The following is a 16577-nucleotide window of genomic DNA, read 5'->3' as shown; positions in this document are numbered from 1 at the left end:
GAAGGATCGTTATTTGTGAAACAAGTAAAGTTTATACATGCGGCTGATTTGCATTTGGATAGTCCGTTTAAAGGGATGGAGATGAATGTTGCGCAGTCTGTTTGGGAGAGAATGAAGCAAAGTACGTTTGAATCATTTGAGCGTATTGTTGATAAAGCAATTCAAGAGCGCGTTGATTTCGTATTACTAGCTGGGGATTTGTATGATGCGGAGACGAGAAGTTTGAGGGCGCAAGTGTTTGTGCGTGAGCAAATGAAGAGACTTTCGCAGTACGATATCCCTGTTTTTATTATTCACGGTAACCATGATCATTTAGGAGGAAGCTGGGCAGCAATTGAGTTTCCGGAAAATGTTCATGTATTTACTGAGCCTTATGTAGAAGAGAAATCATTTTATAAAAATGGTGAGCTATTAGCTTCTATTTATGGTTTTAGTTATTTGCAGCAAGCGGTAACGGATAATATGACAGCGCAGTATACGAAAATGAGTGATGCGCCTTTTCATATTGGCATGCTTCACGGAAGTGTGGAAGGAGATGCAGAGCATAATCGCTATGCACCGTTTCAAATTCGTGAGTTGAAAGAAAAACAGTTTGATTATTGGGCTCTTGGCCATATACATAAACGTGAAATTTTATCAGAAGAACCATGCATTATTTATCCAGGGAACATACAAGGTCGTCATCGTAAGGAAACAGGCGAGAAGGGTGCGTACCTTATTGAACTTACGAAACAAGGAACGCAGTGTTCATTTTTCCATACGGCAGATGTTGTATGGGATGAAATCGAAGTTTGTATTGATAGACTTGAAACTGTTGATGAACTTATGACGAGCCTATCTACTGCGATGAATGAATGCCGAAGAGAAGAGGAAGGTACGCTATTAACTGTCGTATTCACAGGACAAGGTCCACTTTCACCTTATTTGCGTGACGAAAAGCGCGTGGAAGAGATTTTTCACATTTTAGCATCTGGCGAAGAGCGAAAAGATTTTGTATATGCGATGAAGTGGAAAAATGAGACGGTTTCTTTTGCGGAAATCGAACGTTTGAAAGCGGAAAATCATTTCGTAGGTAGTGTGCTAAAGGAGTTAGAAGCTTTCAGCAATATGGACGGAGTATTGCGCACTATTTGGACATCTCCTGTAGCGCGTAATAGTATTGAATCTTTTACAGAAGAAGAGAAGAAAGAGATTCAAAAGGAAGCAGAAAATATTATTTTAGAGCAATTATTCCAGCAAGAGAGGGATAAAAAATGAGAATTGAAAAACTCCATATTTATGGGTACGGAAAATTAGAAAATGTGGAAATGGATCTTTCCTTGCTGACGGTGTTATATGGTGAAAATGAAGCGGGGAAATCGACAATTCGCTCATTTATGAAAAGTATTTTATTCGGTTTTCCGACGAGAGGACAGCGCCGTTATGAGCCGAAAGAAGGCGGGAAGTATGGCGGCGCGATGACTGTGCAAACAGGGCAGTACGGTCGTTTGAAAATTGAGCGATTGCCAAAGACGGCAGCTGGCGAGGTGACCGTTTATTTTGAAGACGGGAAAACGGGCGGAGAAGAAATTTTAAACGATATATTAAGCGGGATGAATGAAAGTTTATTTGAATCTGTCTTTTCATTTGATATGCATGGTCTTCAAAATATTCATCAGCTAGGCGAAGCGGATATTGGCAATTATTTATTTTCGGCAAGTGCAGTCGGAAGTGATGCGCTATTGCAGTTAGATAAAAAGCTAGAAAAAGAAATGGACCAGCGCTTCAAGCCGAGTGGTCGTAAACCAGAAATTAACGTGTCATTGCAAGAGATGAAGAAACTTGAAGAGAAGATGAAAGAGTGGCAAGGAAAAATTGGCACGTATGAAAAACAAGTAGAGCAGTTAAAAGAAAGTGAAGAGAAGCTTGCTTCTGTTCGCGGGGAAAAAGAGAGTGCAGAAAAGCGAAAGCAAGATTATGAAATATTAGCAGCGCTTGAGCCACTCGTTATTGAAAAACGTGCGCATGAGAAAGTGTTAGAGAACGAGAGCGGGCAGTTTCCTGTAAACGGAATGGCGCGTTATGAAGCAATTAAGGCGAAAATGGAGCCGCTTCAATTACAAGTTGATTCGCTCCACAAGAAAATTGAGACAGTGCAATCGGAAATTGCTTCGATTCAAATAGATGAAGAGTTTTTACAAAAAGAAAGTTATGTAGAAGAACTTCGTATGCAGCATATGTCTTACGAAAATGCACGCCAAGAAATGCGTGATATGAGCGGGAATATTACGAATATAAAAGAAGAAATCGCAGAACTAGAACAACAAATTGGTACTACTTTTGAAAAGGAAACAGTTCTTTCATTTGATATGAGTTTGGCAACGAAAGAGTTAATTACGCAAACAGTGCAAAAGGCGCGCGAATTAGAAACGCAAAAAGCACAGCTTGATGATCGTTTTAAAGTAGCGCAAGAGCAATTAGAAGAACAAGAAGAAAATATAAGACAGATTAAGAAACAAATGTTAGTGGATGAAGAGAGAAATGTGTTAGTTGAGAAAGAGAAATCGTTCCAAGATGCGGCGTTTATCGGTATGGGCGCAGAGAGAATGAAGCGCAAGTATGAAGAGAAAGCAGGAGCAGCTAAGCAAAAGAAAAAGCAGTGGCAAAGAGTTTGTCTTCTGTTACTCCTTATTAATACAGGCATTTTATTCACAAGCTTATTGATAGACAATCGCCCGCTCTTATTTATTAGTGTCATCGTATTTGTAGGGATTGTTCTCGCCCTTGTTTTATATAAAGATCCATCAAGTGGATTACAAGAAGAGCTCCTTACACTTCAGCAAAGTGCCGGCGGGAGACAAAGTGAAGAAGCGATGTCTGTACGCTATCAGTTAGAAAAAGATGAAGAGATACGTAAATTATTTGAGCGTGAGTCTTATAAGTTACAGCAGTTGGAGCGAGCGTATGATAAAGTCGTTTCATCGTATGAGGAATGGGAGAGAGAAACGTTCCAGGCGGGAGAACAAGTCGATGCATATAAAACGCGCTATATGTTTCCTGAATTTTATACGTATGCACACATATTGCCGGCGTTTGAGCGTATTGAAAAAATGCAGCAATTATATCGGGAGTTAGAGAAGCAAGGTACGCGAAAATCTTCATTATATGAAATGATTTCGCAATTTGAACATAAACTAGAAACTGTTATCGGTAGTGCGGAGTATAGTAAGCTACACGAGGCACAAAGCCGTATGCAAAATGAGAAAGAGAAGCGCCAAACTTGTAAGCAGTTAAAAGAAAAACTGGCGGAATGGCAAGAAGAATATGAGTTTATGCAAGAACAATTAAAGCAATTACTAATAGAACGAGATGGTTTATGGCATATTGCAGCGTCTACAGATGAAGAGATGTTTTTAGAAGCAGGTAAACTGGCGGAAAAACGTGAAGATGCAGAGAAACAAGTGGGGCGTTTATTGCCGCAAATTGATCTGTTAGAACAGCGTTTAACGAGTTTATCATTAGCTGAACATTATGAAGCTGACGGTTATGAAGAGAAATTAAAGAGAGAAATGACAGTCGTGCAAAACTGTCTGGCGCAAGAGAAAGAACTGACAGAGCGTATTGCGAAACATCGTATGGAAATTGCGAATTTAGAAGAAGGTAGTACGTACGGTGATTTAATGCATGAATGGGAAATGAAAAAAGCGCAAGTGCGTGAACAAGTGAAGAAGTGGGCTGCTTATGCGGCCGCAAAAACGGTGTTAACGAAAACGAAGCAATATTATCATGAAGTACATCTTCCTCGTATTTTACAAAAGTCAGAAGAGTATTTCGTCTATTTAACAGGCGGACGATATAGTAAAATCTTTTCACCGTCAGAGTCAGAGCCGTTTATTGTAGAGCGTAACGATGGTATGCGTTTTTACAGTCATGAACTAAGCCAAGCGACAGCGGAGCAGTTATATTTATCGCTGAGATTTGCACTAGCAAAAACATTTGAGCATGATTATCCATTTATTATTGATGATAGTTTCGTGCACTTTGACGCGGTAAGGACGAATCGAACGATTGAACTTATAAAGGAAATTGCAAAGGATAGACAAGTCATATTCTTTACATGTCATGCGCATTTACTCGCGTATTTTACAGAAAAACAGATTATAAAATTAACACATATGCGTAAAGAAAATGAGTTGTAGTGTGCTATACTAAAAGTAACTGATTTGGTGGAGGAATTCGAATGAAAAAGAAAATTGCAGAGTATGAAGTTGGTGAACAAGTCGATATTTTCTTGTTAATTAAAACAGCGACAAAAGGTATCGCAAGCAATGGAAAGCCATTTTTAACAGTAATCTTACAAGATCCAAGTGGAGATATTGAAGCAAAATTATGGGACGTATCACCAGAAGTTGAGAAACAATATGTAGCGGAAACAATCGTGAAAGTAGCTGGAGATATTTTAAACTACAAAGGACGTATTCAATTACGTGTGAAACAAATCCGTGTTGCGAATGAAAATGAAGTAACAGACATCTCAGACTTCGTAGAAAAAGCACCAGTGAAAAAAGAAGATATGGTTGAGAAAATTACGCAATACATATTTGAAATGAGAAACCCGAACATTCAACGTCTAACAAGACATTTATTAAATAAGCATCAAAACGAATTTTTAGACTATCCAGCAGCGACAAAGAACCATCACGAGTTCGTATCTGGACTAGCTTATCACGTCGTATCAATGCTTGATTTAGCGAAAGCTATCTCAAATCTATACCCATCGTTAGATAAAGACTTACTATATGCAGGCGTTATTTTACATGACCTTGGTAAAGTAATCGAACTATCTGGCCCAATTTCTACAACGTATACGTTAGAAGGAAATTTACTAGGCCACATTTCTATTATGGTGAACGAAATTGGTAAAGCGGCAGACGAATTGCAAATCGATGCAGAAGAAGTATTAATTCTTCAACACATCGTCCTTTCTCATCACGGAAAAGCAGAATGGGGTAGCCCAAAACCACCATTAGTAAAAGAAGCAGAAATTCTGCACTACATCGATAACTTAGATGCAAAAATGAACATGATGGACCGCGCATTAGGACGCACAAAACCAGGCGAATACACTGAGCGTGTCTTCGCACTTGATAATCGTTCGTTCTATAAGCCGTCGTTCCATAATTAAAAGTGTGAATAAAGTGGCCTCATTAAGTTTTAATATGCTTAGTGAGGCTGTTTTTATAGGAAGTAAATAATATGATACAAAAAATATCTCGAATTTGAGATAAATCACTTGCTTTTTAATCACTTGAGGTGTAAAGTGATAGTAACGAAAGCGATTGAGTCATATGAAAAACATACACTCAGTTGTTTTCGATTAAAAACAAAGTAACTTATACAGTAAAAACTAAGATGAATTTACAAAAACATAATTAAGAATAAATTGAAAAGCTAAAAACCATATTAGTTGTGGGAAATGTTATTTTTTTAGTTGTCACTTGACTAGTAAAACGAAACGGAGGAATAACCAATGTATGAAATTAAAGGGCATCATCACATTTCAATGGTTACGAAAAATGCAAATGAAAATAATCACTTTTATAAAAACGTGCTTGGCTTACGTCGTGTGAAAATGACAGTAAACCAAGATGATCCGTCAATGTACCACTTATTTTATGGAGATAAAACAGGAAGTCCAGGTACGGAATTATCATTTTTTGAAATTCCATTAGTAGGAAGGACATATCGCGGTACGAATGCGATTACTCGAATTGGATTACTTGTTCCTTCAGAGGATAGCTTGCATTACTGGAAAGAACGCTTTGAAAAATTTGATGTGAAACATAGTGAAATGACAACATATGCAAATCGTCCTGCTTTGCAATTTGAGGATGCTGAAGGTCTTCGCTTAGTACTACTCGTTTCAAACGGGGAAAAAGTGGAGCACTGGGAAACTTGGGAGAAATCAGAAGTTCCTGCAAAGCATCAAATTCAAGGAATGGGTTCTGTAGAACTGACAGTGCGTAGACTTGATAAAATGGCGAGTACACTTACAGAGATATTCGGTTATACAGAGGTTAGCCGAAATGATCAAGAAGCAATTTTCCAGTCCATTAAAGGAGAGGCTTTTGGAGAAATCGTTGTGAAATATTTAGATGGTCCTACTGAAAAGCCGGGCCGAGGCAGCATTCACCATTTAGCAATTCGCGTGAAAAACGATGCAGAGCTTGCTTATTGGGAAGAACAGGTGATACAAAGAGGCTTCCAGTCCTCAGGAATCATCGACCGTTTTTATTTTAAAAGCTTATATTTCCGCGAATCAAACGGAATCCTATTTGAAATTGCAACAGATGGCCCAGGATTTACAGTTGATGGAGATGTGGAACATTTAGGAGAAAAAATTGATTTACCACCATTCCTAGAAGATCAGCGTGCAGAAATTGAAGCGAATTTAGCACCGATTGAAGAGAAGTAATAGAAGAAAATATACAACTTTAACATATAAATGAAACCCCATTGGAGGAATATAAAATGAACCAATTAAAAGGAATTCACCACGTTACAGCGATTACAAGTAGTGCAGAAAAAAACTATGAGTTCTTCACTCACGTTTTAGGAATGCGTTTAGTTAAGAAAACAGTAAACCAAGATGACATTCAAACGTATCATTTATTCTTTGCAGATGATAAAGGTAGTGCAGGAACAGATATGACATTCTTTGACTTCCCAGGTATTCCAAAAGGAGTACACGGTACGAATGAAATTTCAAAAACTTCATTCCGCGTTCCGACTGATGCAGCATTAGAGTATTGGGTGAAACGTTTTGACCGTCTTGAAGTAGAACATACAGGAATTAAAGAGCAATTTGGTAAGAAAACTCTTTCTTTCGTTGACTTTGATGATCAACACTATCAATTAATCTCAGATGAACTTGATAAAGGAATCGAATCAGGTACACCATGGCAAAACGGACCAGTACCATTAGAATACGCAATTACTGGTTTAGGACCTGTATTCATTCGTATCGCAAACTTTAGCTTCTTTAAAGAAGTGTTAGAAAAAGTTTTATTATTTAAAGAGATTGCGCAAGAAGGAGAATTCTATTTATTTGAAGTGAACAAAGGCGGAAACGGTGCCTCTGTCATCGTAGAACATAATACAGTTCTTCCTGAAGCACAACAAGGTTTTGGTACAGTGCACCATGCTGCATTCCGCGTAGAAGATCGCGCTGTATTAGAAGAATGGATTGAGAGAATCAGTAGCGTTGGACTTCCTTCATCTGGTTATGTAGACCGTCATTTCTTTGAATCATTATATGCAAGAGTTGCACCACAAATTTTATTTGAATTTGCAACAGATGGCCCAGGATTTATGGGAGATGAGCCATACGAAACACTTGGCGAAAAATTATCTTTACCTCCATTCCTAGAGCCAAAACGTGAAGAAATCGAAAAATTAGTTCGTCCGATTGATACAGTGAGAAGTACGAAGGAATTTATTAAAGAGTAAAAATAGAGATAGTAAGTAGGAGAGCAAGTAGTTTTAGCGGAGTGCTGGAATTGCTTGCTTTTTTATTTATCCTAGCAAGTTTTCTGACAATTGTTTCTCAAGTTATTTAAAAGGAAAACTTTGGTATAATTAATCAAAATATTAAATTTTCTGATAATTATTTTTCAATACATAGAAAAGGAGTGGTAATATACAATTTTGATAATTGTATAAAAATACTAATTTTGTAAGTTTGAGAAAAGGAGATGCGAGTGTATGGGAGCAGATGTAGTAACGCGGGAGCAAATGAAACATTCTTTAGATGATTGGTATCGTGTAATGTTACAGCAAAATATAGAGAAAGCTACGGAAATGAAAGAGGGGATTGAAAGTAAGATTAGTGGGTTGGACGTAGATCAGGATGTATTGCTTTATCATGCGTTGTTGAATTTTAGATATGATGCATTGGTTGATTGGATTTCAGTTAGAGAAGATAGTTTTGATAAAGTGGAATCTTTCGAAATTCCAATAGAGGGCTTTTTAGCTTATTATTATCACTTCTTTAAAGGGTTTCATTGCACATTAATTTCAAATTATAACGAAGCGAAAGAACAGTATGAGCAAGCTGAGAAGTTATTGAAATATATTGCCGATCCGATAGAACATGCGGAGTTTAATTATCGGATGGGGAATTTCTATTATCAAAAATATGACCAAGTTCATGCAATAGATTACTTGAATAGGGCAAAAGCAGCATTTTTACAATATCCAGGCTATGAAATAAAAGTAGGATTATGTGAAAATGCTTTTGGACTATGTTGTGTAGACATAGATCACTATGAATTAGCGGAAGAAAACTTTAATTCTGCTATGGAAGTATTGCAAAAAGCAGATCAAAAAAAATATATGCTAATGGTTCGGCATAATTTAGCTTGGCTTTATGCTAGTCAAAATCTTTCAGAATTAGCGATTCGTCATATATCTGAGGTGACCAAAAATTACCCAGAACACTTTAAAGCCTTGTTTGTAGAAGCACATGAACATTACAAATTAGGACAATATAATTTAGCGAATCCAATTGTTGAAAAAGGTTTAAATATTTGTGTTGATTTAGGAGAAAAAGAATTTCAACATCGGTTTAAAATTTTGAAAGAACTCAATGGAAAATCTTCAGTATCAATTATTGAAGATGTAATTTTAGAAGGACTTTCTTATTTTGAGAGAGAAAGATTATGGGATTGTATTCAAGAATACACTGAAATTTTAGCACTGAAATTTTATGAATTTGATGATCATGTTAAGGCAAGTAAATATTTTTATATGAATAATAAGGCTCAAAAAAATATATTGGAAAAGGGAGCGTTAAAATAATGAAGAAATTTCGTTTGGCTATTGTTGGGACTGCATTAGTAGGGGTATTATCAATTGGGTTCAATAGTTCTTTTACAAATCAAGCTGTAAATATAGGAGACACAGGAGGAGCACCAGCAAGACCAGACTACGTTAATATAGGAGACACAGGAGGAGCACCAGCAAGACCAGACTACGTTAACATTGGTGACACAGGCGGAGCACCAGCAGATAATAAAGGCGACGGCGGAGTAAGCCAACTATAATAACAAAGAAAGGGACTTCAACATGAAGTCCCTTTTTCTATTTTCAGGTCATGTAGAGAAAAGAATTGACTTACTTTAAATATGTAACTATAATGGTTACAGAATAACCATTAGTGACAGAAATGAGTTATATTTTTTTAGTATAATTGTAACTGTCTAAGTTACAATTAAAAAAAGAACATAAAATAACCAAAAAATGTAAAAACTTTTAAATAGCAACAAGAGAAAGGAGACGGGAACTTTGAAAAGGTTTAAGTTTTATATGATTAGCGGTATTGTGCTCGTTTTGTTAATTGTTTGTAACTTCGTTGAGAAGCCGATTGCGAAGGTTGGCGAAGTGAAAGATACTGTTATGATGAAGCTGAATACGAAAGAGAGTATGGCGCAAATTGACGGGCAGACGATTTATTTTAAGCAAATTGGTGAGGGGAAACCCCCGTTACTCATGTTGCATGGGTTTGGTGGTTCTTCTGATGGGTTTAGTGATATTTATCCGGAACTAGTGCGAGACCATACGATTATTGCGGTTGATATTTTAGGGTTTGGGCGTTCTTCTAAGCCAGTTGATTTTCAGTATTCGTTTCCTGCGCAAGTGAATTTATATTATAAGTTAATGAAGAAGCTCGGATACGATCAGTTTGCGGTGCTCGGCCATTCAATGGGCGGAGAGATGTCCCTTAATTTAGCGTATTTATATCCGGATGCAGTGACGCATCTCATCTTGGCGGATTCTACAGGGATAGAGTCTTTCCAGCAAAAAGAAAGTTATGAAGTACCACCGCTATCGACGGACTTACAAACTGTAACTGAGATTGCGAAGTATAATAAAAGTGAAGTGAAAAATAGTCGTGATGATAAAGAGCATTATGATCAGCTTACGAAAATGAGAGAGCGCCGCATTGCGATGGAAGCTGATAAAATTAAGGTACCGACTTTAATTATATGGGGACGACACGATAAAAGTGTTTCTTGGAAAAATGGTGAACTGTATCATGAGCTATTTGCGAATAGCACGTTCCACATTATTGAAAAAGGATACCACGCACCGTTTCGTCAAGAACCAATTGAGTTTATGGAATATGTACAAGCATTTTTCGCGAAGCATCCACAATAAAAATTTTAAGCATAAATCCACTTCTTTCCTCATAAAGTGAAACTAATAAGGCTTGTCTAAGGAAAGGAATGAAGTGATTTGGAAACTTTACCATGGTGGGTTTATCTTGTAATTGTCGGGATTGTACTAAGTGGCTACATGGTTTTATATACTTCGAAAAAAGAGCAAGATATGGATAATGAGTTTATCGAAAAAGAAGGCGAAGTGTATATGAAGCGCTTAGAAGAAGAGCGCGAGAAACGTAATCAGGATAGTGATAAAGATTCGGTATTGCTTTAATAGAAATTTTGAAAGGCTACCACCTAGTAGGATTTTACATCTAGGTGGTAGCTTTTTTCTTCTGGGGGAGCAGTATATGTTCATCAAGCTAAGGTTATATTAGTTTAATTTTACATGTATAAGAGAGTCATCATAAACTTTTATTGATGGCATTTATATATATTTTTCCTCATAAGAATGGAACTAGCGGGGATTTTACTGGGGGGGATTAACAATGCATAGGGATGAAACTTCATTACATCCTGATACAGGCGTTACGTCTGTAATGTTTGTTGAGCGTTCATTAAATGAAATTCGTTTTTGGTCTAGAATCATGAAGGAGCATTCTTTTTTTCTTCGATTGGGATTTAGATGTGAGGATACTCAATTAATTGAAGAGGCGAATCAATTTTATCGGTTGTTTGAACATATTGAACAAATAGCGCATTCCTATACAAATGAAACAGATCCTGAGCAAATCAAAAGGTTTAATGCAGAAGTACAACAAGCCGCAACTAATATTTGGGGATTTAAACGAAAAATTTTAGGATTAATTCTCACATGTAAATTGCCAGGACAAAATAACTTTCCACTTTTAGTTGACCATACAAGTAGGGAAGCTGATTATTTTAGAAAACGTTTAATACAATTAAATGAAGGTAAATTAGATGCTCTTCCTGATGCTATTATTAAAGAAAATGTTTTCTTTTTAAGGATTATGGCAGACCATGCTAAATTTATTGGCCATCTTCTTGATCCATCAGAAAGAAAGCTTGTAGATACAGCACGGAATTTTAGCAATGATTTTGATGAATTGATGTATCAAGCAATTGACTTAGAATCTATGAAACCACAATCCCAAACAGCTCCTCTTTTAGATCAATTTTTAGATCAAAATCGCGTGTCAGTTGCATCTCTTCGGGATTTTAAGAAAACAGCACGTGATTTAATTGAGCAATGTAAAATAAAGAGCATCATTCATCCATTATTGGCAGACCATGTTTTCCGTGAAGCTGATAGATTTCTTGAAATCATTGATATGTACGATGTTCATCTTACAAATATTCAATCACAACCTAGATATTAGAAGATAAGGAAAGATACTATTTTTTCCTTAAGCTGAGAAGTTAACAATTTATTGTTAGCTTCTTTTCTTTGCGATTAAAATTTCCTTTTAAGAACTACATAAATCCCTTTGACCAAATATGTAATTATTTGTAAAATGATATATATGGAAAGATTATGAATATACAGGAAGTATATGGATAGTAAATTTTGATAAATTACTCGGGGGAAATTTATTAGTTAAGTATATTAACTTGTTTGCACTACATTTTACAAATAAAGGGGTATTAGTAATCATGAAAGCAAAGAAATTAGTAAGTTTAGCATTACCAGTTATGTTATTGAGCGGTTGTATTACAATTGAAACGGATGGTAAGAAAGCTGATGAACCAAAGAAAGAAGAAACACAACAGGTAGAGAAAGAGAATAAGGCTTCTGAAAAAGAGAGTAAGTCAACTGATAGCAAGAAAGAAGATAGCTTATCTGTAGCGAAAGGTGAAGGTACAAACAGTAGTTCATCAAGTAGTCAACAAAGTTCCTCTTCTAATTCTTCAACTGGTAAGGTAACTGATTCTGATGTTGAAAGGTATAAGGCAGATATCATAAACAGTGCTACTCAAATTGAAGATACAATGAAATTAATTGAAGGAATAGCAAATTCAGACGTAAAATCATACAAACAAAAGAAAAGTGAAGTACAACTAAGTTTAGGTGGAGCAAAGGCAACAACGAAGAAACTGAAGAATTTACAAGCACCCCCTGAGTTACAGGGAGAACAGGCGAAGATAAAGCAGTCGATGGAACTATATGCGGATTGTTTTCAACTTCTTTTTGATGCATTGGACCAAGAAGACGAGAGTAAAATGCATCAATCATTAAGTAAAGCACAAGAAGGTTCAAAACTGTTTGAAGAAGCAGCGAAGAGTATTGGTAGTAAAACCAACTAAGAATAAAGTATTTAAAGGGGTATTTGTAAGTGCAGTTGGTGCAAGTGAAGAGTTAGGAATTAGTTATGGAAACACATTACAAATTTATCAAATGGACGATAATGTTCGTATTCGATATGTAAAACAATAAATAATTGGTGAAAAACTCTGTAATAAATTTTACAGGGTTTTTTGTTAGTTCTAGTTTATTTTTTTGTCTTCCTAAGCGCTAAGCATACTAGTATAAGTTGAGAAATGAACAAAACGATAATGATAGGCAGATGATGTAACTCCATAGTAACTGTAACCATCTAAAGCCCAATTCATACACTATGATGGAGGCTTTTTACTTCATAACCGGATGAAAAAGGAGTGTAATCATGAAGAAACGTACTGTTAATGAAGCAGGAAGGAATGTGCCACAACCAATCCGCAGCGACGGAGCAGGTGCGATTGATTCTGGACCTCGTAATGTTATGCGGGATATTCAAAATCCGAATATGCTTGTTCCGCCTATAACGGATGCAGGGTTAGTTCCTAACTTGAAGTTTTCATTCTCGGACACTTCTATGATTTTGAAACAAGGCGGGTGGTCTCGGGAGATTACTGTTCGAGAACTACCGGTTTCGACGACGATTGCAGGAGTAAATATGAGTTTAACGGCCGGTGGAGTACGAGAACTACATTGGCATAAAGAAGCGGAATGGGCGTATATGCTTTTAGGACGGGCACGCATAACGGCTGTTGATCAAAATGGACGGAATCTTATTGCTGATGTTGGACCAGGTGATCTTTGGTATTTTCCGCCTGGTATTCCGCATTCCATTCAAGGATTGGAACATTGTGAATTTCTACTCGTTTTCGATGATGGACATTTTTCTGATTTATCTACTTTAGCTATTTCTGATTGGTTTGCGCATACGCCAAAAGAGGTGTTGTCGGCTAATTTTGGAGTACCTGAGAGTGCTTTTCGTTCTATCCCTTCAGATCAAGTTTATATTTATCAAGGAGAGGTGCCAGGTTCCCTTGAAAGTCAGGAAGTTCAATCACCGAAAGGAGAAGTTCCTTTAACATTTAAACATGAATTGTTAAAACAAAAGCCGATTAAGACGCCTGGTGGTAGCGTTCGAATTGTAGATTCCACAAATTTCCCTATTTCCAAAACAATCGCAGCAGCGCTCGTTGAGGTTGAGCCTGGCGGAATGAGAGAACTTCATTGGCACCCGAATAATGATGAATGGCAATATTATTTGACGGGGGAAGCGAGAATGACTGTGTTTCTTGGAAATGGTACCGCTCGTACATTTGATTATAGAGCTGGCGATGTCGGATATGTACCGTTTGCGACGGGGCATTATATTCAAAATACAGGTACCGAAACATTATGGTTTTTAGAGATGTTCAGAAGCAATCGTTTTGAAGATGTATCGTTAAATCAATGGATGGCACTGACTCCTAAAGAAATAGTGGAGAGTAATATACATGTTGGCCCGCAAGTAATGGATTCTCTGCGTAAGGAGAAGTGGCCTGTTGTGAAATATCCGGGGTTTTCATATAGTCCGAAAAGTGATGAGTAAAAATGAAAAATTGCGTTATTCTTTCTGGAGACTGATAAGAAGGGATGGCGTATTTTTTATGCCTAATCTAGTCTTTATCCCGCTATTTGCCGGGTAGTAAGACCCCCACCTCAAAATTCAGCTGAAGTAAAGAAGTTAGGTGGGGGGGGGCGGGCTGTCCGTAAAAGTCCGATTGGTGAGGGCTGATTAAAGTTTCACTTTATTAGTATCCGTCCCTTGTATTATTGTTCGGGAAATTATTATTGGAGCATAGTATAGGGAAGATACATATAAAATAGCGCCATTATAAGCTGTAACGCATAAGTTGCGCAGGAAATGCAACGATAACTAGCTTTACTCTTCATCATTTATTTGAACATAATGGACATAGAGAGGTGATAAACACAGTATGATTTTTAGTGAGCGTTTAAAAGAAGAAAGGGAAAAAAGAAATTGGTCGCAAAATGATTTGGCTGAAAAACTTCATGTGAGTAGGCAATCTGTTTCGAAATGGGAGACGGGAAAGAACTATCCGAGCATTGAAATTATTATTCATTTAAGTGATCTGTTCGGTATTACAATTGATGAACTGCTAAGGAGTGATGAAGAATTGACGCAGAAAGTAATTGAAGATAGTAAGCAATTGGCGTATCCAAAATGGAAGGTGTTTTTGGATAGTCTATTTATAATAGGAGTATTTTTATTTATTGCAAAAATCGTTGTATGGATGCTAAATAAGTTTGCTGGAGCAAGTATTACAATTGTAGCAGATGCGCCATATGTAATGAATCTTTTGCCCCTTGTATTCATGATTATAGGTGGTATAGGTTCTGATAAGTTGAAGAAAATATATAGATAAGAGAAAGATTTGAAAGAAATCCCCGACACTAGCTGTTCTTTTCACTTAAATTGTGTACTATAAAGGATAGGATGACATAAAGAAGGGGACGTATAGAATGGAATTTCATGAACAGAAAATTTTGCCGGCAGTGAGGCAAATTAAAGATTTGGAAAAGCTATTACATAGTTCGTATGAATATATCGTTATTTTAGATATTCATGTCGGCCAATTGAAGAGTGTTATATCGCTTGCGAAGCAATATTGTAAAAAGGTGTTTTTACATGTGGATCTAATTCATGGTTTGCAGAGTGATGGGCATGCGACGGAATATTTATGTCAGGAGTTTAGACCGTACGGGTTACTTTCAACAAAGGCGAGCGTTATTATGAAGGCGAAGCAAAAAGGTGTTGTGGCAATACAACGCATCTTTTTAATCGATTCGAGTGCGATGGAGAAGAGCTGCAATCTTTTAGATAAGACGAAACCGGATTATATTGAGGTACTTCCTGGAGCATTAACGGATGTTATCGCTGAAGTGAAAGAGCGTACTGGTGTACCGATTTTAGCAGGTGGTTTTATTCGTACTGTAGAAGATGTGGAAAGAGCTTTAAACGCTGGTGCGACAGCAATTACGACATCAAAACGCGAATTATGGAAACATTACCAAAAAAAGTGACGAAAATGTGAATTTTTTCGTTGACACCGCTTTCATTTACGGTTAACATTATAGACAAGTTAATAAACGTGACGGAGAAAAGTAGAGATCCACATTTCATTGTTTCTATATAAATTTATATAGAAGCGTGCAAGCTGTGGGTCTTTTTCTTTTGACAAAAACGAATGGCCATTCATTTTACCTCTATCACATTTGAAAGCGTTTAAATTGATTGTGGAGGGATACTATGTCAGCATTTTTAGGAGAGTTAATAGGGACTGCGTTGTTAATCGTACTTGGTGGCGGCGTTTGTGCTGGTGTAAGTTTAAAGAAATCGTTTGCGAAAGATTCAGGTTGGATTGTTATTACAATGGGCTGGGGCTTAGCAGTAGCGGTTGCAGCGTATGCGGTTGGATCAATTAGTGGGGCACATTTGAATCCAGCTTTAACGATAGGATTAGCATTTAAGGGAGCGTTCCCATGGAGTGACGTACCAGGTTATATCGTAGCACAAATGATTGGGGCAATTATCGGGGCAGTTATCGTATATTTACATTACTTACCACACTGGAAAGAAACAGAAGATCCAGGAACAAAGTTAGGTGTATTTGCAACAGGTCCAGCAATTCCGAACACATTTGCAAACCTTTTAAGTGAAATGATTGGAACATTCGTTTTAGTATTTGGTATATTAGCAATTGGTGCAAATAAATTTGCAGATGGATTAAATCCATTTATCGTAGGTTTCTTAATCGTAAGTATTGGTTTATCATTAGGTGGAACAACAGGATACGCAATTAACCCGGCTCGTGATTTAGGTCCGCGTATCGCACACTTCTTCCTTCCGATTGCAGGAAAAGGCGGTTCAAACTGGAAGTATGCATGGATTCCAGTAGTTGGTCCAATTTTAGGTGGATCACTTGCAGGTTTATTCCATCAAGTTGTATTTGAGGGAAAACAAAATTCAGCACTTATTTATGTGATTATCGCAACTGTGATTGTACTAGCAATCTCTTATATGACAAGTAAAAAAAGCGGAAGCAATACAAATAGTAGAAAAGTAGCATAAGGGGGAAACC

Annotated in this window: 16 protein-coding genes; all 16 read left to right on the top strand. The window is 37.0% G+C overall.

The window, feature by feature from the left end; translation table 11 throughout:
- Nucleotides 1-15 precede the first annotated feature (15 nt).
- The 16 genes from GBN91_RS10445 to glpF all read left to right on the top strand — a co-directional run bounded on the left by GBN91_RS10445 (nt 16) and on the right by glpF (nt 16567).
- On the top strand, nt 16-1257 hold the full coding sequence (locus GBN91_RS10445; RefSeq protein WP_061113541.1) for a metallophosphoesterase family protein: 1242 nt from the start codon (nt 16-18) through the stop codon (nt 1255-1257).
- Complete coding sequence (locus GBN91_RS10440) at nt 1254-4178, top strand: ATP-binding protein (RefSeq protein ID WP_152121449.1); 2925 nt, start codon at nt 1254-1256, stop codon at nt 4176-4178. Before GBN91_RS10445 ends, GBN91_RS10440 begins: the two co-directional genes overlap by 4 nt.
- Before the next feature lie 41 nt (nt 4179-4219).
- Nucleotides 4220-5164: a 3'-5' exoribonuclease YhaM gene (gene yhaM / locus GBN91_RS10435; RefSeq protein ID WP_000726638.1), complete on the top strand. Its 945-nt coding sequence runs from the start codon at nt 4220-4222 to the stop codon at nt 5162-5164.
- Nucleotides 5165-5509: 345 nt separating this feature from the next.
- Complete coding sequence (locus tag GBN91_RS10430) at nt 5510-6454, top strand: ring-cleaving dioxygenase (protein WP_152121448.1); 945 nt, start codon at nt 5510-5512, stop codon at nt 6452-6454.
- A 56-nt stretch (nt 6455-6510) separates the two neighbouring features.
- Nucleotides 6511-7488, top strand: coding sequence for a ring-cleaving dioxygenase (locus GBN91_RS10425; protein WP_152121447.1), 978 nt, complete (start codon nt 6511-6513; stop codon nt 7486-7488).
- A gap of 255 nt (nt 7489-7743) precedes the next feature.
- Nucleotides 7744-8838 (top strand): response regulator aspartate phosphatase, encoded by a 1095-nt coding sequence (locus GBN91_RS10420; protein ID WP_152121446.1) that lies wholly within the window; start codon nt 7744-7746, stop codon nt 8836-8838.
- Entirely contained in the window at nt 8838-9083 is a 246-nt protein-coding gene (locus GBN91_RS10415) for a Phr family secreted Rap phosphatase inhibitor (protein WP_000714516.1), read from the top strand. The genes GBN91_RS10420 and GBN91_RS10415 overlap by 1 nt, the downstream gene beginning before the upstream one ends.
- Nucleotides 9084-9324: 241 nt before the next feature.
- The gene (locus GBN91_RS10410; protein ID WP_152121445.1) at nt 9325-10197 is read left to right on the top strand and encodes an alpha/beta fold hydrolase; all 873 of its coding nucleotides are present in this window, start codon (nt 9325-9327) and stop codon (nt 10195-10197) included.
- Between the two features lie 78 nt (nt 10198-10275).
- A complete protein-coding gene (locus GBN91_RS10405) occupies nt 10276-10476 on the top strand; it encodes a sporulation YhaL family protein (protein ID WP_000449223.1) in 201 nt (66 codons plus the stop codon).
- A 214-nt stretch (nt 10477-10690) separates the two neighbouring features.
- The gene (locus tag GBN91_RS10400) at nt 10691-11542 is read left to right on the top strand and encodes a DUF2935 domain-containing protein (protein WP_000554479.1); all 852 of its coding nucleotides are present in this window, start codon (nt 10691-10693) and stop codon (nt 11540-11542) included.
- Between the two features lie 274 nt (nt 11543-11816).
- The gene (locus GBN91_RS10395; RefSeq protein WP_086385438.1) at nt 11817-12467 is read left to right on the top strand and encodes a DUF7018 domain-containing (lipo)protein; all 651 of its coding nucleotides are present in this window, start codon (nt 11817-11819) and stop codon (nt 12465-12467) included.
- Nucleotides 12448-12597, top strand: a complete 150-nt coding sequence (locus GBN91_RS28820; protein ID WP_000260576.1) for a hypothetical protein — start codon at nt 12448-12450, stop codon at nt 12595-12597. The genes GBN91_RS10395 and GBN91_RS28820 overlap by 20 nt, the downstream gene beginning before the upstream one ends.
- A gap of 229 nt (nt 12598-12826) precedes the next feature.
- Complete coding sequence (locus GBN91_RS10390; RefSeq protein WP_152121444.1) at nt 12827-14023, top strand: oxalate decarboxylase family bicupin; 1197 nt, start codon at nt 12827-12829, stop codon at nt 14021-14023.
- A 388-nt stretch (nt 14024-14411) separates the two neighbouring features.
- Nucleotides 14412-14861 carry a helix-turn-helix domain-containing protein gene (locus tag GBN91_RS10385; protein WP_000577663.1) on the top strand — a complete coding sequence of 150 codons (450 nt, stop codon included), beginning with the start codon at nt 14412-14414 and terminating at the stop codon, nt 14859-14861.
- 97 nt (nt 14862-14958) lie between these two features.
- A complete protein-coding gene (glpP, locus tag GBN91_RS10380; protein WP_000394285.1) occupies nt 14959-15519 on the top strand; it encodes a glycerol uptake operon antiterminator GlpP in 561 nt (186 codons plus the stop codon).
- A 226-nt stretch (nt 15520-15745) separates the two neighbouring features.
- On the top strand, nt 15746-16567 hold the full coding sequence (gene glpF, locus GBN91_RS10375) for a glycerol uptake facilitator protein GlpF (RefSeq protein WP_001272200.1): 822 nt from the start codon (nt 15746-15748) through the stop codon (nt 16565-16567).
- Nucleotides 16568-16577: the final 10 nt, after the last annotated feature.

The sequence above is a fragment of the Bacillus sp. B1-WWTP-T-0.5-Post-4 genome, assembly GCF_009183795.1.
GTDB lineage: Bacteria > Bacillota > Bacilli > Bacillales > Bacillaceae_G > Bacillus_A > Bacillus_A cereus.
Note: the sequence above shows the minus strand (reverse complement) of the source record. Positions and strands in the feature narration are given on the sequence as shown.